At 70.0% G+C, this 22318-nt stretch carries 17 protein-coding genes; 4 read left to right on the top strand and 13 right to left on the bottom strand.

Features of this window, described 5'->3' with window-relative positions; translation table 11 throughout:
* Nucleotides 1-199 precede the first annotated feature (199 nt).
* The 3 genes from AADR41_RS15105 to abc-f are packed head-to-tail and all read right to left on the bottom strand — an operon-like array spanning nt 200 to nt 3425.
* Nucleotides 200-1117, bottom strand: coding sequence for an ADP-ribosylglycohydrolase family protein (locus tag AADR41_RS15105; protein ID WP_342281900.1), 918 nt, complete (start codon nt 1115-1117; stop codon nt 200-202).
* A gap of 12 nt (nt 1118-1129) precedes the next feature.
* Nucleotides 1130-1789 carry a histidine phosphatase family protein gene (locus tag AADR41_RS15100; protein WP_124720959.1) on the bottom strand — a complete coding sequence of 220 codons (660 nt, stop codon included), beginning with the start codon at nt 1787-1789 and terminating at the stop codon, nt 1130-1132.
* 25 nt (nt 1790-1814) lie between these two features.
* Nucleotides 1815-3425 carry a ribosomal protection-like ABC-F family protein gene (abc-f, locus tag AADR41_RS15095; RefSeq protein WP_342281899.1) on the bottom strand — a complete coding sequence of 537 codons (1611 nt, stop codon included), beginning with the start codon at nt 3423-3425 and terminating at the stop codon, nt 1815-1817.
* A 103-nt stretch (nt 3426-3528) separates the two neighbouring features.
* Here abc-f and AADR41_RS15090 point away from each other — a divergent pair, with 103 nt between their 5' ends.
* Nucleotides 3529-4188, top strand: coding sequence for a TetR/AcrR family transcriptional regulator (locus AADR41_RS15090; RefSeq protein ID WP_342281898.1), 660 nt, complete (start codon nt 3529-3531; stop codon nt 4186-4188).
* Between the two features lie 167 nt (nt 4189-4355).
* Here the strand turns inward: AADR41_RS15090 and AADR41_RS15085 are convergent, their stop codons facing one another.
* Entirely contained in the window at nt 4356-4961 is a 606-nt protein-coding gene (locus AADR41_RS15085; RefSeq protein WP_342281897.1) for a YdbC family protein, read from the bottom strand.
* A 98-nt stretch (nt 4962-5059) separates the two neighbouring features.
* Here AADR41_RS15085 and AADR41_RS15080 point away from each other — a divergent pair, with 98 nt between their 5' ends.
* Together AADR41_RS15080 and AADR41_RS15075 are read left to right on the top strand one after the other, a co-directional pair.
* Complete coding sequence (locus tag AADR41_RS15080) at nt 5060-6016, top strand: DUF1152 domain-containing protein (RefSeq protein ID WP_342281896.1); 957 nt, start codon at nt 5060-5062, stop codon at nt 6014-6016.
* Between the two features lie 202 nt (nt 6017-6218).
* Entirely contained in the window at nt 6219-6755 is a 537-nt protein-coding gene (locus AADR41_RS15075) for a TerD family protein (RefSeq protein WP_342281895.1), read from the top strand.
* 202 nt (nt 6756-6957) lie between these two features.
* Here AADR41_RS15075 and AADR41_RS15070 read toward each other — a convergent pair whose 3' ends face one another.
* The 5 genes from AADR41_RS15070 to nrdR all read right to left on the bottom strand — a co-directional run bounded on the left by AADR41_RS15070 (nt 6958) and on the right by nrdR (nt 14191).
* The gene (locus tag AADR41_RS15070; RefSeq protein WP_342281894.1) at nt 6958-9351 is read right to left on the bottom strand and encodes an excinuclease ABC subunit UvrA; all 2394 of its coding nucleotides are present in this window, start codon (nt 9349-9351) and stop codon (nt 6958-6960) included.
* 228 nt (nt 9352-9579) lie between these two features.
* The gene (locus AADR41_RS15065; protein WP_342281893.1) at nt 9580-9990 is read right to left on the bottom strand and encodes a VOC family protein; all 411 of its coding nucleotides are present in this window, start codon (nt 9988-9990) and stop codon (nt 9580-9582) included.
* Nucleotides 9991-10000: 10 nt separating this feature from the next.
* Nucleotides 10001-10444: a helix-turn-helix transcriptional regulator gene (locus tag AADR41_RS15060; RefSeq protein WP_266621715.1), complete on the bottom strand. Its 444-nt coding sequence runs from the start codon at nt 10442-10444 to the stop codon at nt 10001-10003.
* A 179-nt stretch (nt 10445-10623) separates the two neighbouring features.
* Complete coding sequence (locus AADR41_RS15055) at nt 10624-13518, bottom strand: vitamin B12-dependent ribonucleotide reductase (protein WP_342281892.1); 2895 nt, start codon at nt 13516-13518, stop codon at nt 10624-10626.
* A 160-nt stretch (nt 13519-13678) separates the two neighbouring features.
* Nucleotides 13679-14191, bottom strand: coding sequence for a transcriptional regulator NrdR (gene nrdR / locus AADR41_RS15050; RefSeq protein WP_266911355.1), 513 nt, complete (start codon nt 14189-14191; stop codon nt 13679-13681).
* A gap of 520 nt (nt 14192-14711) precedes the next feature.
* Between nrdR and lexA the strand changes: the two genes are divergently transcribed.
* The gene (lexA, locus tag AADR41_RS15045; RefSeq protein WP_072488421.1) at nt 14712-15506 is read left to right on the top strand and encodes a transcriptional repressor LexA; all 795 of its coding nucleotides are present in this window, start codon (nt 14712-14714) and stop codon (nt 15504-15506) included.
* A gap of 101 nt (nt 15507-15607) precedes the next feature.
* Here lexA and AADR41_RS15040 read toward each other — a convergent pair whose 3' ends face one another.
* The 4 genes from AADR41_RS15040 to AADR41_RS15025 are packed head-to-tail and all read right to left on the bottom strand — an operon-like array spanning nt 15608 to nt 22204.
* A complete protein-coding gene (locus tag AADR41_RS15040; RefSeq protein WP_342281891.1) occupies nt 15608-17578 on the bottom strand; it encodes an ATP-dependent DNA helicase in 1971 nt (656 codons plus the stop codon).
* A gap of 37 nt (nt 17579-17615) precedes the next feature.
* Nucleotides 17616-19505: an IucA/IucC family protein gene (locus tag AADR41_RS15035; protein ID WP_342281890.1), complete on the bottom strand. Its 1890-nt coding sequence runs from the start codon at nt 19503-19505 to the stop codon at nt 17616-17618.
* A gap of 60 nt (nt 19506-19565) precedes the next feature.
* Nucleotides 19566-20381, bottom strand: coding sequence for a GNAT family N-acetyltransferase (locus AADR41_RS15030; protein ID WP_342281889.1), 816 nt, complete (start codon nt 20379-20381; stop codon nt 19566-19568).
* A gap of 44 nt (nt 20382-20425) precedes the next feature.
* On the bottom strand, nt 20426-22204 hold the full coding sequence (locus tag AADR41_RS15025) for an IucA/IucC family protein (protein ID WP_446751044.1): 1779 nt from the start codon (nt 22202-22204) through the stop codon (nt 20426-20428).
* Nucleotides 22205-22318: the final 114 nt, after the last annotated feature.

The raw sequence follows: 22318 nt of genomic DNA, 5'->3' as shown, positions 1-22318 counted from the left end.
GTCCGCGTACACCGCCCGCAGGGCGGCGGTCGAGGCACTCCGGCGTCTCATTTTCGGCGCGCGCCCGTCTGAATGATCATCAACGGCGGCGTGGCCGAAAGAGTAGCTTCCGCTCGCTGTTGCGAGCCGTGCGGGAGGGAGCTGTGTCAGTACCGTGACAGTCCGGCCGGCCCGGTCCTGCGCTCCGCTCGTCGGTGGCTCAGCTGCCGCCGTCCCGCTGCGGGAGCCAGTCCGGCAGCTCCTCCGTGCGCGCCGTCCAGTGGGCCGGTGGCGCACCCGTCCTGCCCGCCGCGACGATCCCGCCGACGATCGCGCACGTCGTGTCGACGTCGCCGCCCGCCTGGGCGGTCACCCAGAAGGCCTGCTCGAAGTCGCCGAGGCTCCGCGCCGCCGACCAGAGGGCGAACGGAACGGTGTCGTGTGCGCTGGTACGCCGGCCGTTGCCGAGGACCGCCGCGACCGTCCCGGCGTCGCCGTAGTCGAGCATGTCTCGGGCACGGCGCAGCCCGGCACCGACGGCGCTGCGGGGTACGAGTGCGATGACGCCGTCGAGCAGTTCCGCCGGGGTGGGCGGCCCGGTCGTCGCCGCGGCGAGTGAGGCCGCCGCCGCGACGGCCATCGCGCCCACGACCGCCTCGCGGTGCTGGTGCGTGGTGTACGAGGAGATCTCGGCCTGGTGGGTGGCCTGCTCCGGATCGTCCGCGTACCAGGCGCCGAGCGGTGCGATCCGCATCGCCGAGCCGTTGCCCCAGGATCCCTGGCCCTGGAACAGGGCGGATGCCAGCTCCCGCCAGTCACCGCCCTCCCGGACCAGTCTGAGCAGCCGGTTCACGGCGGGGCCGTAACCGCGGTCGAAGTCGTGGTGGCCGGCGAAGGAGTGGGCGAGCGCGTCCTGGTCGATCCGCTCGTGCTCCACCAGCACGGCCAGCACCGAACACGCCATCTCGGTGTCGTCCGTCCACTGCCAGGAGCCGGGTGGGAGCTCACGCCGCTTCAGCAGCGGATAGTTGACGGGCACAAAGAACTGGGAGCCCAGTGCGTCTCCCACGGAGAGCCCGCGCAGGCTGGACAGGGCGCGCAGGGCCCGTTGGCCGGAAGCAGAGTCAGCGGTTGTCATCGCCCTTCCACTCTATCCGGTGATGCCGTACGGCTCAGGGGTACGCCAGCGCTCGAACGGCCGGTCAAGGGTGTAGCGGCCGTCCGCTCCGAGTATCAGCGTGCGGGTCTCCCCGTTGCCCGGGTTGGACAGTGACTCGAACTCGGCCACCGACCAGTGGAACCAGCGCATGCAGAACAAACGCATGGTCAGTCCGTGCGTGACCAGCAGGACGTTCTGCGGATGGCCGGGATCCTCGAAACTCCGGTACAGGCTCTCCAGGAAGGCCCCGACCCTGTCGTACACATCGGCTCCGGACTCCCCCTGCGCGAAGCGGTAGAAGAAGTGGCCGTACGCGTCCCGGTAGGCCTTCTGCAGACGCACGTCGTCGCGGTCCTGCCAGTTCCCCCAGTCCTGCTCGCGCAGCCGCGGCTCCTCGCGCACGCGTACGTTCTCCAGGTCCAGGCCGAGGGACCTGAATGTCTCGTGGGTGCGGCGGTAGGGCGAGACGTACACGCTGACCCGCTCGCCGTCGAACAGCTCGCGCAGCCGCACGCCCGTCTCCCTGGCCTGTCTCAGGCCTCTCGCGGTGAGCCGCAGAGCGTGGTCCGGCTCGCGCTCGTAGACCGTGTCGTCGGCGTTTCCCTCGGACTCCCCGTGCCGGACGAGGACGATGCGTTGCGGTCGTGCCATGTACCGACCCTAGATCGGCTGCGGCTCATTCGAGCAGTTGTCCGGCCTCCAGCCGACGTATGTCACCGGTGAAACGGCGACGCAGCAGCCGGTCGTGCGAGACCACGACCAGCGCACCCCGCCAGCGGGCCAGCGCCTCCTCCAGCTCCTGTACGAGTCCGAGTGCCAGGTGATTCGCCGGCTCGTCGAGCAGCAGCAGGTCCGCGGGACGCGCGAGGAGACGGGCGAGGGCGAGCCGTCTGCGCTGCCCCGCCGAAAGGGATCCGACCGGTACCCGGAGGTCCCGGGAACGGAACAGTCCGTACGAGAGCAGCAGTTCCTCCTGCTCGTCCTCGGTGAGCGGCAGCCCTCGGCCGAATGCCGTGAGCACGCACTCCGTCGGGCGGTGCACCGGCACCTCCTGGGCGAGGTAGCCGATTCCGCCGCGCCGCACGACGCGCCCCTCGTCCGGTTCGAGCACGCCTGCCATGACCCGGAGCAGGGTGGACTTCCCCGCCCCGTTGCCGCCGTGGATGAGCAGTCTGTCGGCTGCCGCCACGGTGAGCCGGTCGACGGAGAGCCGGTCACCGACGCGCATGCCGGTCAGGGACACCAGCTCTCCCCCGGTCTCGCCGCTTCTGGGCAGGGCGGCGAAGCGCAGCGGGTCCGGCGGTCTGGGGACGGGCTCCGCCCGCAGCCGCTCCAGCCGCTTGCGCGCGTTGCGGACCCGGCCGGACACGGAGGCCTGGACCCGGCCCGCAGCCCGGTCGTACGCCATTTTGTTGTTGTCCTTGATGGCACGGCCGGCGGCGACGCCGTGGGCGGTGGTCGCCGTGTACTCCTCCAGCTGCGCGGTCTCCTCGCACCACTCGACGTAGGACTGCTCCCAGCGCTGCCGTGCGGCGCTCTGCTCGGCCCGGAATCCCGCGTAGCCGCCCCCGTAGCGCACGACCGTGCGCCGGTCGGCGTCGACCTCCAGCACCGCGGTGGCGACACGCTCCAGGAAGATCCGGTCGTGGGACACGGCGATCACGGTGCCGGGGTGGGACCGGAGGGCGCTCTCCAGCCAGTCGAGCGCGGCTTCGTCCAGGTGGTTGGTGGGTTCGTCGAGCAGCATCACCTCGGGAGACGCCGCGATCAGGCAGGCAAGGCCCAGTCTGGCCTGCTCGCCGCCGGAGAGACTGCCGAGCCTCCTGTCCGGTTCTGTACGGGCGAGGCCGAGACCGTGCATCGCCTTGTCGATGCGGGCGTCCGCCTCGTATCCGCCGCGCAGCTCGAACTCCGTGAGCAGCTCTCCGTAGGCGGCGAGCGAGGCTTCGTCGGCCGTGCCGAGGTCCGCCTCGGTCTCCCGCAATTCCCTCTCCATCGCGCGCAGTTCCGCCAGCGCGTCGTCGATCGTGTCCTGAACCGTGCTTTCCGGCGGCAGCCGTGGGGTCTGGGCCAGCAGGCCGATGCCGCGGTCGGCAGCTGTGAACACGCTGCCGGAGTCGGGCTGTTCGAGCCCCGCGAGCAGCCGGAGCAGGGTCGTCTTCCCCGCACCGTTCTCCCCCACGATGCCGATCCGCTCCCCCGGACGCACGGTGAGCGAGACATCGTCGAGCAACAGCCGGTCGCCACGGGACATGGTCACGCCGCGCAGAGTGATCTGTGTGGGCAAGGGCGTCTCCGAGTCAGGTCGAGCGAAAGCTACTTAACGCTCTCGTTGTCGCATTAAGGCGAGTGTGGCACACTGAAGTCCACTAACGCAACAGGAGTAGCAATTGACTGGACAGAGGGTCGCACCGGAGACCGACTTGCCGACGTCCCCGCTCGCTCCCGGCACCCGCCGTCCGGGCGGCAGGACCGCACGTACCCGTGCGGCGGTCCGTGACGCCGTCCTCACCGGCCTGGCGGAGCAGGGCTACCCCGGCCTCACCATCGACTACGTCGCGGAGCATTCCGGCGTCCACAAGACCACCCTCTACCGCCGCTGGGGCAACCTCGAAGGACTCCTCGCGGATGCCCTGGACCTGGCCGGGGAGGACAGCTGGACACCGCCCGACACCGGAAGCCTGCAAGGAGATCTGAGAGCTCTGGCGCACACGACGGCCGTGTCGTTCGAGGATCCCGCCGCAGCGGCCGCACCGACCGCGTTCATCGCTGCGGCCTTCCATTCCGAGCGCGCCGCGGAGGCACTGAGCGCCTTCTACGCAGTGCGGTTCGCCCGCTGCGAGGTCATGGTCGCGCGCGCCGTGTCCCGGCACGAGCTGGACCGGCGCACGGACGCCGGAGCGCTCATCAGGGCCGTGGTCTCGCCCCTGTTCTTCAGGCTGTTCATCACCCGCGAACCCATGGAGGAGATGCTGGCCGACCGCGCCGCCGACGCGGCACTGGCTGCCGCCCGCGCCGGAGTTTTCGACACCCCGGCGGAGTCCGCCTGATCGGCCGCCCTGAGCCACCCAGGCTCGGCATACCCGGCTCGGCGATCCCGGCCAAGGGCTCCCGGTTCAGGGGGCAGACCGCCGGCCATCGGCCCCGGCCCCGGCTCAACACTCAGCGCTCAGCGCTCGGGATCAGCCCTCAGGCCGTACCCGTCCGGCCGGGCCGGTCAGACCGTCCACGACGGCTCCAACTGCACGACGTCCCCGGCCAGTTCCGCCACGTCGTGGTCGATCTGCGTACGTTGCGACAACCGCTCGATGCTCCCCGCCCGGTACTTGCCACGCTCGGCGCTCGACTGCCACATCGACAACACCAGGAACTCATGGCCCGGCGATTCCCCGAACACCCCGCGCAGCATGCCGGGCGATCCGGCCATCGCCGGATTCCACACCCGCTCCTGCATCAACGCGAAGTGTTCCACCCGGTCCTCGCGCACCTTGCTGTGCGCCACCCGGACGACGTCCGCATCGGTGAAGCGTGGTTCGAAGCCCGTCTTCACATCGAAGCGGTAGTCGAACAGCTTGACCTGGATGCCGCTGTACGTACCGGACTGCGCGGCTGCCAGTCCGTCGTGGGAACGCGCCATGAACGAGTCGTAGAAGACCCGGTTCTCCCAGAAGGCGAAGATGTGGGCCACGTCCGGATGCTCGCGGCTCCACCCGCCGCCCTGCCCCTTGAACCCGGGCGCATCCGGCAGCTCCGCCCATTTCCGCTGCCCCCGTTCAAAACCTCGACGGTCCACCACGGTGCAACGAATCCACTTGACCAGCACCGCGCCATCGTACGGTGCCGGGCACGGCGCGGGTCACGTGCCGGCGGGGTCCGGTGAAGTGCGCCCGGAGCGAACGCCGTTGACGGCAGAATGATCCCATGGCCCCGCTGCACATCAACCCCCTGTTCGCCCGGCTCGAATCCGCGGAACGTGTCCTCGTCACGGGCGCCGGCGGCGGCTTCGACATCTACGCCGGACTCCCCATCGCGCTCTCCCTCTTCCACCAGGGCAAGCACGTACAGCTGGCCAATCTGTCGTTCAGCGCCCTCGAAGGGCTGCCGCTCGATTCCTGGCTCGCCCCGGACGTCGCCGTCATCACCCCGGAAACAGCCCTCCACCAGGCGTACTTCCCGGAGCGGACGCTCGCCCAGTGGCTCGGGCTGCACGGCTACCCGAACACGGTTCACGCCTTCTCCCGGGTCGGCGTACAGCCGCTGCGCGCGGCCTACCGGGCGTTGATCGAGAAGTACGACATCGACGCGGTCGTCCTGGTCGACGGCGGCACGGACATCCTGATGCGCGGGGACGAATCCGGCCTCGGCACCCCGGAGGAGGATCTGGCCAGTGTGGCCGCGCTCGCCGCGCTCGACGTTCCGGAACGCCTCGTCGTGTCCATCGGCTTCGGCATCGACGCGTACCACGGGGTGAGTCACGGTCTCGTACTGGAGAACATCGCCGCGCTCGAACGCGACGGTTCCTTCCTCGGCGCGTTCTCCGTGTCCCGTACGACGCGCGAGGGCGCGCTCTTCGTCGATGCCGTGGCGCACGCCCAGCACCACACGGCCGACCACCCCAGCATCGTGAACGGATCGATAGCCGCCGCCGTCCAAGGCGCCTTCGGTGACGCCCAGTTCACGTCGCGCACCCGTGGCAGCGAACTTTTCATCAATCCCTTGATGACCCTCTGCTTCGCGTTCGAGCTGGACGGAGTGGCCCGCAACTGCCGCTATCTCGACCGGATCGAGCACACCCATCTGATCCGTCAGGTCAGCAGCGCCATCGAGAACTTCCGGGACGAGGTCCGGCAGCGACCGCCGCGCCGCATCCCTCACTGAACCCGGCCCGAACGCCCAACGGCCGGACCGGTGAACCTGTGAACCGGCAGACAGGCGGACCGGTGGTCCGAGTCGACCGGCCCATCGATGGCCCGAATCCATCGGCGAAATCCAAGCCGGTTGGATCCACGCCCGGTTACGGACATGATCGGGTGATGTCAACGGCCCGACGGCCCAGCGGAAAGCCAGGGAGGCAAGTCCGATGAGCACGCCCAACAAAGACATCGAGAAGGTCGAAGTCAGACTCAAATGGGATCCCAGCCCTCATGGTGCTCCGCCCCATGACCTCGACATAATCGCGGCGACCTACCCGGCCGAAGCGCCGTACGGCAGCCCTGCGTACCTCGTGCACTTCGACAGCCGCTCGCCGGACGGCACCATCACGCTCGACCGCGACAGCAGGACCGGTCAGGGCTTCGGCTTCGACGAGGTGATGACGCTGGAACTGAACCGGCTCTCGACCGCCTACTCACGGGTCGTCGTCGGGGTCGCCATCCAGCAGCGCGACGGCTACAAGACCTTCGCCGGGATAGAGAGCACCGCGGTTCAGGTCCGGGAGGGCTATACGAACCTGTCGGAGGACGACTTCTCCGCGGTCGGCTGGGCCACCGCGGCGACCGTGGCCGAATTCGTCCGGGCCGCCTCCGGGGTCTGGGAGTTCCACGGCACGGTCCGGGGCTTCGACGGCGACCCCGATTCGTTCGCCGCGAAGATGGGAAGCCGTATGCCCGGCATGTGACACGTCACGACATCCGGTCCCGTCCGAATGCTGCGGGAGCACGGCCACTTCGGGCCTCGCGCGGTCATGTCACATGTCCGCGCGAGGCCCCGGTACGAACCGACGTGCGCCGCGAGACACCCGCATGAAACCGCACCACGAAGCCGCACCACGGAGCCGCGCCGCGGGACTCCTGCCACGAAGCCCCGTCGCACGGACCCGGTCAGGAGCCCACGTACGCCGCGAGGTGCTCGCCGGTGAGGGTGGAGCGGGCGGCCACGAGGTCGGCGGGGGTGCCCTCGAAGACGACCCGGCCGCCGTCGTGACCGGCACCGGGGCCCAGGTCGATGATCCAGTCGGCGTGCGCCATGACCGCCTGGTGGTGCTCGACGACGACGACCGACTTGCCGGAGTCGACGAGCCGGTCGAGCAGTCCGAGCAGTTGCTCGACGTCGGCGAGGTGAAGCCCGGTGGTCGGCTCGTCCAGGACGTACACACCGCCCTTGTCGGCCATGTGGGTCGCCAGCTTCAGCCGCTGACGCTCGCCGCCGGACAGTGTGGTGAGCGGCTGGCCGAGGCTGAGGTAGCCGAGGCCGACGTCGGCGAGCCGCTCCAGGATCCGGTGCGCGGCCGGTGTGCGCGCCTCGCCGGCGCCGAAGAACTCCTCGGCCTCGGCCACCGACATCGCCAGCACCTCGCTGATGTCGCGGCCCCCGAAGCGGTGGTCGAGCACCGAGGCCTGGAACCGCCTTCCCTCGCACTCCTCGCAGGTGGTGGCGACACCCGCCATCATCGCCAGATCGGTGTAGATGACACCCGCGCCGTTGCAGGTCGGGCAGGCCCCCTCGGAGTTGGGGCTGAACAGTGCCGGCTTCACTCCGTTGGCCTTCGCGAACGCCTTGCGGATCGGGTCGAGCAGTCCGGTGTACGTCGCCGGGTTGCTCCGCCGCGAACCGCGGATGGCGCCCTGGTCGACCGAGATCACCTCCGCGCCCGCGGGGATCGATCCGTGCACCAGCGAGCTCTTGCCGGAGCCCGCGACTCCGGTGACGACGGTCAGCACTCCGAGCGGGATGTCGACGTCGACGCCCTGAAGGTTGTGTGCGCTCGCCCCGCGGATCTCCAGCGCCCCGGCGGGCTTGCGCACCGTCTTCTTGACGGCCGCCCGGTCGTCGAGGTGGCGGCCGGTGACGGTGTCGCCGGCGCGCAGCCCCTCCACGGTGCCTTCGAAGCAGACGGTGCCGCCCGCCGTGCCCGCGCCGGGACCGAGGTCGACGACGTGGTCGGCGATCGCGATCGTCTGCGGCTTGTGCTCCACGACCAGCACCGTGTTGCCCTTGTCCCGCAGCCGCAGCAGCAGGTCGTTCATCCGCTGGATGTCATGGGGGTGCAGGCCGATGGTGGGCTCGTCGAAGACATAGGTGACATCGGTGAGCGAGGAGCCGAGGTGGCGGATCATCTTGACGCGCTGCGCCTCGCCGCCCGACAGCGTGCCCGACGGACGGTCGAGCGAGAGATAGCCGAGTCCGATCTCGACGAACGAGTCGAGGGTCCGCTGCAGCGCGGCGAGCAGCGGGGCCACGGAGGGGTCGTCCAGGCCGCGTACCCACTCGGCCAGGTCGCTGATCTGCATCGCGCAGGCGTCCGCGATGTTCAGCTTCGCGATCTTCGACGACCGGGCTTCCGCGCTGAGCCGGCTGCCGTCGCAGTCGGGGCAGGTGGTGAAGGTGACCGCTCGCTCCACGAACTCCCGGATGTGCGGCTGCAACGCCTCCTTGTCCTTGGAGAGGAACGACTTCTGGATCTTGGGGATCAGTCCCTCGTACGTGAGATTGACGCCCTCGACCTTCACCTTGGTCGGCTCCCGGTAGAGGAAGTCCTGCATCTCCTTCTTGGTGAACCTGCGGATCGGCTTGTCCGGGTCGAGAAGCCCGGACTCGGCGTAGACCCGCACGGTCCAGAAGCTGTCCGACTTCCAGCCGGGAATGGTGAAAGCGCCCTCGGAGAGCGACTTGGAGTCGTCGTAGAGCTGGGTGAGGTCGATGTCCGAGACCGTGCCCCGGCCCTCGCAACGCGTGCACATGCCGCCGGTGCGGGTGAAGGTCCGCTTCACGGTCCTGGTCCGGTCGGCACCCCGGTCTACCTTGAACGCGCCGCTCGCCTGGACCGAGGCGACATTGAAGGAGAACGCCTGGGGCGAGCCGATGTGCGGCTTGCCCAGCCGGCTGAAGAGGATGCGCAGCATCGCGTTGGCGTCGGTGGCGGTGCCGACCGTGGAGCGGGGGTCGGCGCCGAGGCGCTGCTGGTCGACGGTGATCACGGTGGTCAGGCCGTCGAGCACATCGACCTCGGGCCGCGCCAGGGTCGGCATGAAGCCCTGCACGAAGGCGCTGTACGTCTCGTTGATCAACCGCTGCGACTCCGCGGCGATGGTGCCGAACACCAGTGAGCTCTTGCCCGAACCGGAGACTCCGGTGAACACCGTCAGCCGGCGCTTCGGGATCTCGATGCTGACGTCCTTGAGGTTGTTCACGCGCGCGCCGTGCACGCGGATCAGGTCGTGGCTGTCGGCGGCGTGCGGCGCAGGCGACTGCGGGTCCGTCTTGGCCATGCTCATCTTCTCTCCATCTGTCGGGCGGAGCCGCCGTCGCGGTCCCCGTCTGCGTCGCCCGGCTCGTAGTCAGCGGTTTCGTCAGCGGTTTCGTCAGCGGTTTCGTCACCGGATGCCACCGGATCCCACCGGCCTCGTCACCGGCTTCGTGCGGCGTGGGAACGGGGCGCCGGTCCGGCCGACGCCCCGTCGTGCGGCGGCCCGCGTGGGTCCTGGCCGCGGTCGCCGAACGGTTCAGCGCGCCTCGTTGATGCGGATGAGGTTGCCCGCGGGATCGCGGAAGGCGCAGTCGCGGACCCCGTACGGCTGCTCGGTCGGCTCCTGGACGACCTCGGCACCGCCGGCCTGCAGCCGGTCGAAGGTGCCGTCGAGGTCGGAGGTGGCCAGGGTGACGGCCGCGTAGGTGCCCTTGGCCATCATCTCGGCGATGGTACGCCGCTCGTCCTCGGTGACACCGGGGTCGGCGGCGGGCGGCTGCAGGACGATCGACGTGCCGGGCCGGCCGGCGGGGCCGACCGTGATCCAGCGCATCCCGCCGAAGCCGACGTCGTTGCGGATCTCGAAGCCCAGGATGTCGCGGTAGAAGGCCAGCGAGGCGTCCGGGTCGTCGTGCGGAAGGAAGCTCGTGTGAATCGTGAGGTCCATGAACGTCACGCTAATCGTGGCCCGGAGGCCGTGCTTCTCGATTCCTGATCGGTCTGGTCACCTGCTTCGCGACACAGGACGGCAGGCCCGCGGTGGCCCGCTCGGCCTCGCGGCGGTAGGCGCTGGGCGGCATGCCGACCAGCTCGGTGAAGCGTGTGCTGAAGGTACCCAGTGAGGAGCAGCCGACCGTGAAACAGACCTCGGTGACGCTGAGATCACCGCGCCGCAACAGCGCCATCGCCCGCTCGATGCGCCGCGTCATCAGGTAGCCGTACGGAGACTCGCCGTACGCCTGCCGGAACGCGCGGCTCAGATGCCCCGCCGACATGTGCACGCCACGGGCGAGCGCCTCGACGTCCAGCGGCTGGTCGAACTCCCGGTCCATCCGGTCACGGACGCGACGCAACCGCGCAAGGTCGCGCAGGCGCTGCGCCTCATCGGGTCTGCTGGTCATCTGCAAGATCGTGCCACACCGCGGGAACCGCCGCACGCAGACCGGACGGCACGCTGCGCGGTCCGGCCCGGAGCACGCCGGAAGGGCGCCGACCGGAAGTCGACGCCCTCCCCGGGCTGTGGTTCAGCCACCCGGACACATCATGCGCAACGGCGCGACCGGCCTGATCACGCGGGCGGTCAGCTGCAACCGCTGGTCGAGCCGCAGCCCTCGCAGATGTAGCAGGAACCGGCGCGCTGCATCTTCGTGCCGCAGGAGAAGCAGAGCGGCGCGTCCGCGCTGATGCCCAGCTGCATCTCGACGAGCTCCGCCGAGGTGTGCGCGGTCTTCGGGGCGGGCTTCTCCGCCTCCTGCACCGCGGCCACCGCCTTCAGCGGCTCCGTCCGCACCGGGGCGGACTGGGCCAGGGTCTCGACGTCCAGTTCCTCGTCCTCCAGGGAGGGCTCGTACGAACCGGTGTCGAGGTGGCGCTGACGCTCCTCGGCCGAGTGGATGCCGAGCGCCGAGCGGGTCTCGAAGGGCAGGAAGTCCAGCGCGAGGCGGCGGAAGATGTAGTCGACGATCGACTGTGCCATCCGCACGTCCGGGTCGTCCGTCATGCCGGCCGGCTCGAAGCGCATGTTGGTGAACTTCGAGACGTACGTCTCCAGCGGGACGCCGTACTGCAGACCGACCGAGACAGCGATGGAGAAGGCGTCCATCATGCCCGCGAGGGTGGAGCCCTGCTTGGACATCTTCAGGAAGACCTCGCCGAGACCGTCGTCCGGGTAGGAGTTGGCGGTCATGTAGCCCTCGGCGCCGCCCACCGTGAAGGAGGTGGTGATGCCGGGACGGCCCTTGGGCAGACGCTTGCGGACCGGGCGGTACTCGACGACCTTCTCGACCGCGGTCCGGATGGTCTCCTCGGCCTTGGCGGTGACCGCCTCCTTCTCCTTCTCCTTGGTCTTCGCGGAGAGGGGCTGGCCGACCTTGCAGTTGTCGCGGTAGATCGCGAGCGCCTTGACGCCCATCTTCCACGCCTCGAAGTAGACCTCTTCGACGTCCTCGACGGTGGCCGTCTCCGGCAGGTTCACCGTCTTGGAGAGCGCGCCGGAGATCCACGGCTGGATCGCGGCCATCATGCGCACGTGGCCCATCGCGGAGATGGAACGCTCGCCCATCGCGCAGTCGAAGACCTCGTAGTGCTCGGTCTTCAGGCCGGGGGCGTCGATCACGTTGCCGTGCTCGGCGATGTGGGCGACGATCGCCTCGATCTGCTCCTCGTGGTAGCCCAGGCGGCGCAGGGCCTGCGGGACCGTGCCGTTGACGATCTGCATCGAGCCGCCGCCGACCAGCTTCTTGAACTTGACCAGGGCGAGGTCGGGTTCGAGGCCGGTGGTGTCGCAGGACATCGCGAGACCGATGGTGCCGGTGGGCGCGATGACCGAGGCCTGCGCGTTGCGGAAACCGTTCTTCGCGCCGAGCCGGATCACGTCCTGCCAGGCCTCCGTCGCGGCGGCCCAGATCGGGTTGTCCAGGTCGTCCATGTGGACGGCCGCGGCGTTGGCGTCGGCGTGCTGCTTCATGACGCGCTGGTGCGGCTCGGCGTTGCGGGCGTAGCCGTCGTACGCGCCGACGACCGCGGCGAGCTCGGCGGAGCGCTTGTACGAGGTGCCGGTCATCAGCGAGGTGATGGCACCGGCGAGGGCGCGGCCGCCGTCGCTGTCGTAGGCGTGGCCGGTCGCCATCAGCAGGGCGCCGAGGTTGGCGTAGCCGATGCCGAGCTGGCGGAAGGCGCGGGTGTTCTCGCCGATCTTCTGGGTCGGGAAGTCCGCGAAGCAGATGGAGATGTCCATCGCGGTGATGACCAGCTCGACGACCTTGGCGAAGCGCTCGGACTCGAAGGACTGGTTGCCCTTGCCGTCGTCCTTGAGGAACTTCATCAGGTTCAGCGAGGCGAGGTTGCACGAGGTGTTGTCCAGGTGCATGTACTCGCTGCACGGGTTCGAGCCGTTGATCCGGCCGGACTCCGGGCAGGTGTGCCAGGCGTTGATGGTGTCGTCGTACTGGATGCCCGGGTCGGCGCAGGCCCAGGCCGCCTCGGCCATCTTGCGGAAGAGGGACTTCGCCTCGACCTCTTCGATGACGTCGCCGGTCATCCGGGCGCGCAGCCCGAACTTGCCGCCGGCCTCGACGGCCTTCATGAACTCGTCGTTCACACGGACCGAGTTGTTGGCGTTCTGGTACTGGACGGACGTGATGTCGTCGCCACCCAGGTCCATGTCGAAGCCCGCGTCGCGCAGGGCGCGGATCTTCTCCTCCTCCTTCACCTTGGTCTCGATGAAGTTCTCGATGTCGGGGTGGTCGACGTCGAGGATGACCATCTTGGCCGCGCGGCGGGTGGCGCCACCGGACTTGATCGTTCCGGCGGAGGCGTCGGCGCCGCGCATGAAGGAGACCGGGCCGGAGGCGTTGCCGCCGGAGGAGAGCAGCTCCTTGGAGGAGCGGATACGGGAGAGGTTCAGGCCGGCGCCGGAGCCGCCCTTGAAGATCATTCCCTCTTCCTTGTACCAGTCGAGGATCGACTCCATGGAGTCGTCGACGGCCAGGATGAAGCAGGCGGAGACCTGCTGCGGCTGGGGCGTGCCGACGTTGAACCAGACCGGCGAGTTGAAGCTGAAGATCTGGTGCAGGAGGGCGTACGCCAGCTCGTGCTCGAAGATCTCGGCGTCCGCGGGAGAGGCGAAGTAGCCGTGGTCCTCACCGGCCTTGCGGTACGTCTTCACGATCCGGTCGATCAGCTGTCGCAGACCGGTCTCGCGCTGCGGGGTGCCGACGGCCCCGCGGAAGTACTTGCTGGTGACGATGTTGACCGCGTTCACCGACCAGAAGTCGGGGAACTCGACGCCACGCTGCTCGAAGTTGATCGAACCGTCGCGCCAGTTGGTCATGACGACGTCACGGCGCTCCCACGCCACCTCGTCGTACGGATGTACGCCGGGAGTGGTGTGGATGCGGTCGATGCGCAGACCCTTGCTCGACTTGGCTCCCTTGGCGCGGGAACCTCGTGCCGGGCCGCTCGCCGTCTCTGTCATGCCGCCTCCCATATGTGGGCAAAAACACCCTGAAGTGCCCAGAACTTCCCGGGGCACAGTCTGTCTCTGATGCCTCGGACGCCACGCAGAGCGCCCGGAGCAGGTCTATGAAGCCGCCCTGCCGCCGATCCACGGAACCGTGTCGGTCGGCCGGTGCCGATCAGTCGGCGGCGACGGCGGGAACGGGGACCTCAAGGATCTCTCCGCTCCCGCGTCCTTCCACGCGAGGCCGCCGCTCACGGAGTTCCGCGATGGCCGCCTCGAAGTCTTCGAGTGTGTCGAACGCCCGGTACACGGACGCGAAGCGCAGGTACGCGACGAGGTCGAGTTCCTGCAGGGGGCCGAGGATCGCCAGGCCCACGTCATGAGTGGTCAGCTCGGCACTGCCGGTGGCGCGCACCGCCTCCTCGACCCGCTGGCCGAGTTTGGCGAGGGCGTCCTCGGTGACCGGCCGGCCCTGACACGCCTTGCGCACGCCGGAGATGACCTTGGTGCGGCTGAAGGGTTCGGTCACCCCGCTGCGCTTCACCACCATCAGCGAGCAGGTCTCCACCGTCGTGAAACGGCGGGAGCAGTCGGGGCACTGGCGGCGGCGTCGGATCGACGTGCCGTCGTCGGTGGTGCGACTGTCGACGACCCGGCTGTCGGGGTGCCTGCAGAAGGGGCAGTGCATGGCTCCCAACCCTCCTTCACAGCACGACTGAATAGCCTCTTCAGGGCCCGCCGGGGCCCCTCGAAGCTGTCACAAGCATAGGCGATGGCCACACCCCCGGCGGACCGGGGACCACAACTTCTGGGCGGCCGGAGCAATCCAACCACTAGATCTTGGGTTTGGGTGCGCATTCGGCCCTACCGCGTGTCGCGCATCACGAGCGACCGGCAGGCAGCGTACGGCCGCGTACGAGGTTACGGGAACGGTCCGGCCGCCAGGATTACGGGGCCCCGATTGTCGGACTCGAACAACGGCCCGACGGCCACCCCGCATGGCGGCGGCGCACCGACGGCCGCTACCGTAAAAGCCCGAATTGCGGAGCCCCCTCGGCGCGGCCCAGACCCCTCGGTCATCGCACATACACCCGGCAGAGAACACACGGCAGACTTTTATTTGTTTTTCACTCGAACGTGTGTTTGGCGCAACCTTTCGAAAGCTACTACCGTTGTCCAGCTAGGGAGACCATTCGAGAGGGGCCGACGTGACCACCACCGCTGACAGTGCCACCATCACTGCCCAGGACCGCTCCCAGAGCCGATTCGAGCCGGTGCATGCCATGAATGACTCAGTCACGAACATGGAGGGGCCAGAGCCCGCGCGTCCAGCGCGCTCATTGCCCGGTCGACCTCCTGGAATCCGGGCGGACAGCTCGGGGCTCACGGACCGGCAGCGGCGAGTGATCGAGGTGATCCGGGATTCCGTGCAGCGGCGTGGATATCCGCCCTCGATGCGGGAGATCGGTCAGGCGGTGGGCCTGTCCAGCACGTCCTCCGTCGCCCATCAGCTGATGGCCCTGGAGCGCAAGGGGTTCCTGCGCCGCGACCCGCACCGCCCGCGGGCGTACGAGGTCCGGGGTTCGGACCAGCCCAGCTCGCAGCCCACCGACACGACCGGCAAGCCCGCCGCGTCGTACGTCCCGCTGGTCGGCCGGATCGCCGCCGGCGGCCCGATCCTCGCGGAGGAGTCGGTCGAGGACGTCTTCCCGCTCCCCCGGCAGCTCGTCGGTGACGGCGAGCTCTTTGTGCTCAAGGTCGTCGGTGACTCGATGATCGAGGCGGCGATCTGCGACGGCGACTGGGTCACCGTGCGCCGCCAGCCCGTCGCGGAGAACGGCGACATCGTGGCGGCCATGCTGGACGGCGAGGCCACGGTCAAGCGTTTCAAGCGGGAGGACGGCCATGTATGGCTCCTCCCGCACAACTCCGCATACCAGCCGATCCCGGGCGACGAGGCGACGATCCTCGGCAAGGTGGTGGCGGTGCTGCGGCGGGTGTGAAGCTCGCCGGTTCTGACCGGGCCCCGGGATCCACTGCGCCGATCCCGGGGCCCTGCCCATGTCCCCGTGCGCCCGGCATGTCACCGAGCGCCCGTGGCGGACTACTTCCCGTCGGCCTTGGCCGCCGCGTCGATCGCCGCGAGGGAGCGGCGCGCCTGATTCCGGTCGGTGGTGTACCAGAAGTCGGGCAGCGAGGCGCGCAGATAGCTGCCGTACCGGGCATTGGCCAGACGCGGGTCGAGCACGGCGACCACGCCCTTGTCACCGGTGGCCCGGACCAGCCGGCCGGCCCCCTGAGCCATCAGCAGCGCGGCATGCGTCGCCGCGACGGCCATGAACCCGTTGCCGCCCGCCTCTTCGACCGCCTTCTGGCGCGCGCTCATCAGCGGATCGTCGGGGCGCGGGAACGGGATCCGGTCCATGATCACCAGCTGGCAGCTGGGTCCGGGCACATCGACGCCCTGCCAGAGCGACAGCGTGCCGAAGAGACAGGTCTCGGGGTCGGCGGCGAAGTTCTTGATCAGCTCGCCGAGCGTCTCCTCGCCCTGGAGCAGGATCGGCTTGTCCAGCCTGCCCCGCAGCTCCTCCGCGGCGGCCTGGGCCGCCCGCATGGAGGAGAACAGCCCGAGGGTGCGCCCGCCCGCCGCCTCCACCAGCTCGGTGAGCTCGTCCAGCATGTCGGTGCGGGAACCCTCCCGCCCCGGCGTGGCCAGATGCCGCGCGACGTACAGGATGCCCTGCTTCGGGTAGTCGAAGGGCGAGCCGACGTCGAGCCCCTTCCACTGCGGAAGGTCGTCGCCCGCGGTGCCCTCGGGGGCCAGGCCGAGCGAGGCCCCCACCCCGTTGAAATCTCCGCCGAGCTTGAGCGTGGCCGAGGTCAGGACGACGGACCGCTCGGTGAAGAGCTTCTCGCGCAGCAGCCCCGAGACGGAGAGCGGCGCGACCCGCAGGGAGGCACCGAAGCGGTCGTGGCGCTCGTACCAGACGACGTCGTACTCCGAGCCCTGAGTGATGCGCTCGGCGACGCCGTGGATCGTCTCCACCGCTGCCAGGGCCTGCTTGCGCACCGCGTCCTCGTCCTGCACGGACTTGTCGCGCGTGGCGCCGATGGCCGAGATCACGGTGCGCGCTGCGTCGCGCAGCGCCAGCAGTGCGTAGCCGAGGTCCTCGGGGACCTCTTCCAGACGGCCGGGGAGCGCCAGCTCCATGACCCGCTCGAACCCCTCCGACGCGGTCTGCAGCGCGTCGGCGGCCTTCTCGTTCACCAGCTTCGCCGCTCGGCGCACCGCACGGTTGACCTGGCCGGGGGTGAGCTCGCCGGTGGCCACCCCGGTGACCCTGGAGACCAGCTCATGGGCCTCGTCGACGATCAGCACCTCGTGCTGCGGGAGCACCGGCGCGCCCTCGATGGCGTCGATGGCCAGGAGGGCGTGATTGGTGACGACGACATCGGCGAGCTTGGCCCGCTCCCGGGCGAGCTCGGCGAAGCACTCCGCGCCGTAGGCGCACTTACTGGCGCCCAGACATTCGCGGGAGGAGACGGAGACCTGTGCCCAGGCACGGTCGGAGACCCCGGGGGTGAGGTCGTCGCGATCACCGGACTCGGTGTCGTCCGACCAGTCGCGCAGCCGCAGCAGGTCCTGGCCGAGCTTGCTCGACGGGGCGGCGGCCTCGAACTGGTCGAAGAGCCCCTCCTCCTCGTCCTGCGGCACCCCTTCATGGAGCCGGTGCAGACAGAGGTAGTTGGACCGCCCCTTGAGCATGGCGAAATCCGGGCGCCGCCGCAGCAGGGGATGCAGTGCGTCGACCGTGCGCGGAAGGTCGCGCTCCACGAGCTGGCGCTGGAGCGCCAGCGTCGCCGTGGCCACCACGACCCGCTCCCCGTGCGCCAGCGCGGGCACCAGGTAGCCGAGGGACTTGCCCGTGCCGGTACCGGCCTGGACCAGCAGATGGGAATTGTCGTCGACGGCCTCTGCGACGGCCCCGGCCATGGCGGCCTGACCAGGTCGTTCCGTACCGCCGACGGCGGTCACGGCGGCGTGCAGGAGCTCGGGGAGGGATGGCTTCGTCATAGCCCGACCAGCGTACGGGGCGCCACTGACAACAGAGTCACTCCCGGACACCGGTGGCGGGGTGGAGCGGGTTGGGAACGGTCCCGTGGATGGCCGCGTGCGGACGCTGGGGGCGGTCCCGGTAGCCGTCGACGTGCAGGCGGTTGCGGTTCAGACAGAGGCGTTCGATGCGGGGTGTCAGCAGGTCGAACATCTCGAACCGCTCCTTGAGCTCGGGGAAGCGGGCGTGGTGGCGCAGGATCTCGGCCCGGACGAGTGACCAGAAATCGGCTTCCGGGACGCCCAGCTGTTCCTCGCAGAGCGGGGAGAGGAAGCGGAACACTCCGACGAAGAGTCCGGAGTGGATGAACTGGATGAGGAAGGAGGGCTCCTCGGTGAGCAGCGTCCGGCGTACGTCCTCGGGCATCGACTCGTGCTCGGGCAGCGGGCGGGCGCTGACGTTCACATCGTCGACGAAGTCCTTGATCGCCAGGCGCACCGGTACGTCGTGCTCGTCGAAGACCACGATGGCGTTCTCGCCGTGCGGGGAGAAGACCGTGCCGTAGCGGTAGAGGAAGTGCAGCAGCGGCGGCAGCAGCGCGGCGAACAGATGGGTCAGCCAGGCGGTGGGCGTCAGTCCGGAGCGGGCGACGAGCTCGGCCGTGAAGGCACGGCCCTGCGGGTCGGTGTGCAGCAGCGAGGCGAGCGTCCGGGCCCGTTCGCCGGGTGCGAGCCGGGGCTGGAGGGGTTCGCGCCAGATCGCGCCGAGGATCTCCTTGAACTGGTACGGGGCCTCGGGAAGGTGGTCGTAGAGCGGGTGCTCGACGGTCACCGAGGCCACCTCCCCGAGCAGGACGACCCCGCAGGTGTCGCGCAGGAACGCGTCCTGGTCGCGGAGCCCGTGGACCCAGGCGGTGACGGCGGGGGCCGCGAGGGTGCGCTCGGTGGGCAGTCCGCGCCAGACCAGTGTGTTGAGGATCGACAGCGGCAGCTTGACGGTGTGCCGGTCGGGGCGGGCCACGTTGCTGAAGGTGCGGATGGACTGCTGGGCGAGCCGGAGGTCCGCGTCGGGGTGGAGCGGAACGATGTCGCCGGCGGCGATGGCGGGGGCGAAGACCGGAACGATCCATTCGTCCCACTGCCAGGGATGCACGGGAAGGAAGAGGTAGCTGTCGGGATCGAGGCCGCGGGCACGGAGCACGCCGTCGAAGGAGTCGCGGACCTCGGGGTCGAGCTCCTGCGCGTACAGCCGCTCCGGGCCTGCCAGCGTGGCCACTCCGCGGTAGGCGGCGATCCTCGTGGAGACCGCGATCCACGGCAGCGTGAGGGGCGTGCGGGCCTCGGGGGTGTGGCGGGCGGCGTCGGCGGCGGAGAAACCGAGGCGGCCCTTGTTGGCGACGAGCCAGGGGTGGCCGGTCTGGTGGCCCTCCAGCTCGGCGTAGTCGAGGTCGGCCAGCCGGGCCGCGGGGAGCGCGGTGTGGTCGAGCCGGGCGTCGGCGGTGAGGGTGGTGGTGATCTCTCGGATCAGGTGTCCGAGGGTGGCGCCGTCGATGTCGAGGAGACGACGGGCGCGGACGAGGAACTGGAGCGGATCGCGGAAGGGCACGGCTCCGGCGTCCGGCTCGGAGTCCGGACCCGGATCGCCGTCCGGCGTCCCGGAATCCTTCCCGGGCACCTCCAGAATCGAGTCGGGGGCGATGTGCCAACTCCCGTACACGCCCCGCCGGGCCGTGAAGGCGAGGGATTTCCCGTCGTCGAGTCCGAGGGTGTAGGCATTGCCCGGACCGGCCTGGGCGACCGGCTCGACGACTTCCTCGTAGGCGAATTGACCGAGCATCTTCGCGAGCAGCCGGGCGGCGGCCCTGTCCCAGACCTCCGGGTTCAGTTCTGGTGTGCTGAGCGGCTCGGCGGGCTCCGCTGAATCATGGCTCGCGGGATATTTCGGCACGGGGACTCCTCGGGGTGGAACCGATGGGGTTCGAGCGGGGTGAATTGGGCAGCAGTTCGTTCACAGTTGGGCACGGTGGATTCGTTCGCGGACCATCAGGGCAGCTCGCTTGTCCGGGAGTTCGAGTTCCGCGGAGAAGCGGAATCCGGCACTCAGAAAGGCTGAGACGGACGGGGTATTACGCAGATCGGGCTCCGCGACCACGCGCGCGCACCGGGGGCGGTTGTCGAGTACGAGGTCGGCGACGGCGCGCAGCAGAGTGGTGCCGACGCCTTGTCCGCGGTTGTGCACGCCGCCGATGAGCAGGTGGATCCCGGTGTCCTGCGGGCGGGCCGGGTAGTGGCGTGCCAGCGGGTCGAGATCCGCGCGGTAGATCTCCCAGTAGCTCATGGGGATGCCCGCCAGCACGCCGAGGCAGGGGACGCTGCGTCCGTCGCCCTCCAGCTGGGGGCGCAGATGGGCGGCCGTGACGGCTTCGGGTCCGGCGAGCTCCCAGAAGGCCGCGACGGCGGGGTCGTTCATCCAGCGGGTCAGTACGGCGAGATCGCGTTCGAGCCGTACGGGGACGAGCTGGAAGACTCCGGCCGCAGTGGTGACCGGTCGCCAGTCGGCCGGGTGGTCGAGCAGATCGGAGACGGCCGCCCTGCTCATGACCGGCCCGGTGCCCGCCGCCGGGCCCGCGCCGCCCGGAGGGGACGACGCGGGTGACGCGGGCGCGCCGGGCAGCGGGCGCATCGCCTCGCCGGCCGGGGGGTCCTCCCCGAGCAGCGCGAGGATTTCTTCGGAGAGCTCCAGGTCCAGGGTGTCCTCGGCAGCTGTGTCGGCCTGCGGAGCAGGGCCGGTCCCGGCGTCGGTGTGCGCATCGGCGGGAGCCACGGTGTTGCTCTCCTCTCGGCGGTTCAGGCGGTAGTCATGTTCCTTCAGGCACAAAGGGGGTTGGCGATGGTGACGTAGACGGACTGGGTGTCGACGGGGCCGACCAGTTCGTCGAGGCCGTGCATCCGGGTCAGCAGATTGGCCTTGCACCGCAGGTGGGTCTTCTCCAGCAGGTGCGTGGGGAGCGGCGAACCCGCTGCGGCGGCCGAGCCCAGGAATCGGCGGAAGGCCGCGATGAGCACGCGCTCGTCGGCGAGGTGCTGGGCGCCGAACGCCCCGATCAGACCGAACACATTGTTGATGCCCAGGTAGTAGGCGAAGCGTTCGTCGGTGACCTCGTCGGAGACGAAGGTGTCGCTGACCGATCCGATGCCGGCGAGCCGCTGTTCCAGCGCCGCGCGGTGGGACTCACGGAAGTAGTAGCCCTGGTTGTCGCGGTACCGGCCGCCGACGGGCCAGCCGTCGGGGCCGAGCATCACCAGGGTGTTCTGCTGGTGCGCTTCGAGGGCCACGCCCGCGTGGGCGTCGAGCCAGAGCACGGGGCCCACGACGCGGTCCAGGTAGCGCAGGAACCACTCGGCGGCGACGGCACCCACGGTCCGCCCGGTGGCCGCGGCCAGGGAGAGCACGATCTCGGCGAGGCGTGAGTGCATGCCCGCCCGGCCCGGCCAGGGGCGGGGGGCGGTCAGCGCCGCGATGCAGACCGCGTCGTCGTGCGGCCCGAACGGATTGTGGCGGAGCATCACATCGAGACCCCGGACGGGTCGGCCGTCCGGGCCGTCGACGGCCAGCCAGGCGGGGTCGCGGACGATGTCGAAGCCCGGACGGGCGGCGTGCCACTGGGTGGCGAGCCCGCTGCGGAGCAGCCGGTGGACCTCCACTCCGCGGTGGAGTTCCTTGCGGAGGTTCTCCCGGCGGGAGTTGGTGATGCGAACGCCGAGGGAGAGCTTCAGCATGACATCGGCACCGGGCCGGTGCACGGTGCGAACGGATGAGGTGGGGTGCCAGCGTTCGCCGTGCGGTCCCAGGTCGTGGAGGAGTCCGGCGTCGAGCAGCGCGGCGACTTCGGGACGGTGTACGAGTTCGCGGGCCTGCCAGGGGTGGAGCGGAATCGGTGCGGTGTTGTCGGGAAGACGCAGCCCCGGGGCGTGCGCGGTGACCAGCTCCGTGGCCGGCACCGGACGGCCTCCGTCGGTCCAGGCGGAGTCGGTGGCCAGCACGGACCGGTCGACGGCCATCCAGTGCAGCGCGAAGGAGCCGTGCGACTCGGGCGAGTAGAGGCGCGATTCGGCGTCGGAGAGCCCCTCGCGGCTCTTGGGGGTGGGGTGTTGCGGATGACCGAGCAGCAGCGACTGCTCGGCGGTGAGGAAGAGGTCCGCTCCGGCCGGGGCGTGCGGGGCGCGGCGCCGCTCGGCGATGAATCCGGCGGTACGGCGCACCGAGTCGGCCACCCGGGCCACCATGTCGGCCCCCTCGTCCCGGCCGGCCTCGCGGCCCAGCAGGGCGGCGATGGTGACGGCGTCGGCGGGCGGTGCCCCCTCGGGTGCTCCCTCCAGGGCCGCCGGGCCGAAGCGGTGCCAGCCCGTGGCCGACCAGTAGAGGACGGGGACGAGCAGGGCCGTGCCGCTGGCGGGGAGGGGGATGCGGAGTGTGGGCCCGTCCGGTCCGGCCAGGGCGGTCTCCCGGACCCAGCAGCGCAGCAGATTCTCCGCGCCCGCCGTGTCGGCGGCCCGCAGCGGGTCCGGATGGTCGAGCGGGTCGTCCGGTGCCCCGCCGGTGGCCGTGGACTTCGTGATGCGGCACTCGTCGTGCGGTGCCGTCATCTGGCGCGGCACGGTGGACTGCTCCAGGACGAGCGGGCCGCCGACACGGCGGGCGCGGAGAATCTGCTGCGCTGCTGGGTCCGGGAGACCGCCCTGGCCGGACCGGACGGGCCC

The organism is Streptomyces sp. CLV115, from assembly GCF_038448545.1.
GTDB classification, from domain to species: domain Bacteria; phylum Actinomycetota; class Actinomycetes; order Streptomycetales; family Streptomycetaceae; genus Streptomyces; species Streptomyces sanglieri.
The sequence above is the reverse complement of the archived record's forward strand: the minus strand, read 5'-3'. Positions and strand labels throughout refer to the sequence as shown.

Excerpts from the sequence above, each read along its gene's own strand:
- AADR41_RS15065 (WP_342281893.1), bottom strand. The coding sequence starts at position 9,990 with ATGGACCTCACGATTCACACGAGCTTCCTTCCGCACGACGACCCGGAC.
- nrdR (WP_266911355.1), bottom strand. The coding sequence starts at position 14,191 with ATGCACTGCCCCTTCTGCAGGCACCCCGACAGCCGGGTCGTCGACAGT.
- AADR41_RS15055 (WP_342281892.1), bottom strand. The coding sequence starts at position 13,518 with ATGACAGAGACGGCGAGCGGCCCGGCACGAGGTTCCCGCGCCAAGGGA.
- AADR41_RS15100 (WP_124720959.1), bottom strand. The coding sequence starts at position 1,789 with ATGGCACGACCGCAACGCATCGTCCTCGTCCGGCACGGGGAGTCCGAG.
- AADR41_RS15105 (WP_342281900.1), bottom strand. The coding sequence starts at position 1,117 with ATGACAACCGCTGACTCTGCTTCCGGCCAACGGGCCCTGCGCGCCCTG.
- AADR41_RS15040 (WP_342281891.1), bottom strand. The coding sequence starts at position 17,578 with ATGACGAAGCCATCCCTCCCCGAGCTCCTGCACGCCGCCGTGACCGCC.
- AADR41_RS15025 (WP_446751044.1), bottom strand. The coding sequence starts at position 22,204 with ATGACGGCACCGCACGACGAGTGCCGCATCACGAAGTCCACGGCCACC.
- AADR41_RS15070 (WP_342281894.1), bottom strand. The coding sequence starts at position 9,351 with ATGAGCATGGCCAAGACGGACCCGCAGTCGCCTGCGCCGCACGCCGCC.
- AADR41_RS15060 (WP_266621715.1), bottom strand. The coding sequence starts at position 10,444 with ATGACCAGCAGACCCGATGAGGCGCAGCGCCTGCGCGACCTTGCGCGG.
- AADR41_RS15080 (WP_342281896.1), top strand. The coding sequence starts at position 5,060 with ATGGCCCCGCTGCACATCAACCCCCTGTTCGCCCGGCTCGAATCCGCG.
- AADR41_RS15075 (WP_342281895.1), top strand. The coding sequence starts at position 6,219 with ATGAGCACGCCCAACAAAGACATCGAGAAGGTCGAAGTCAGACTCAAA.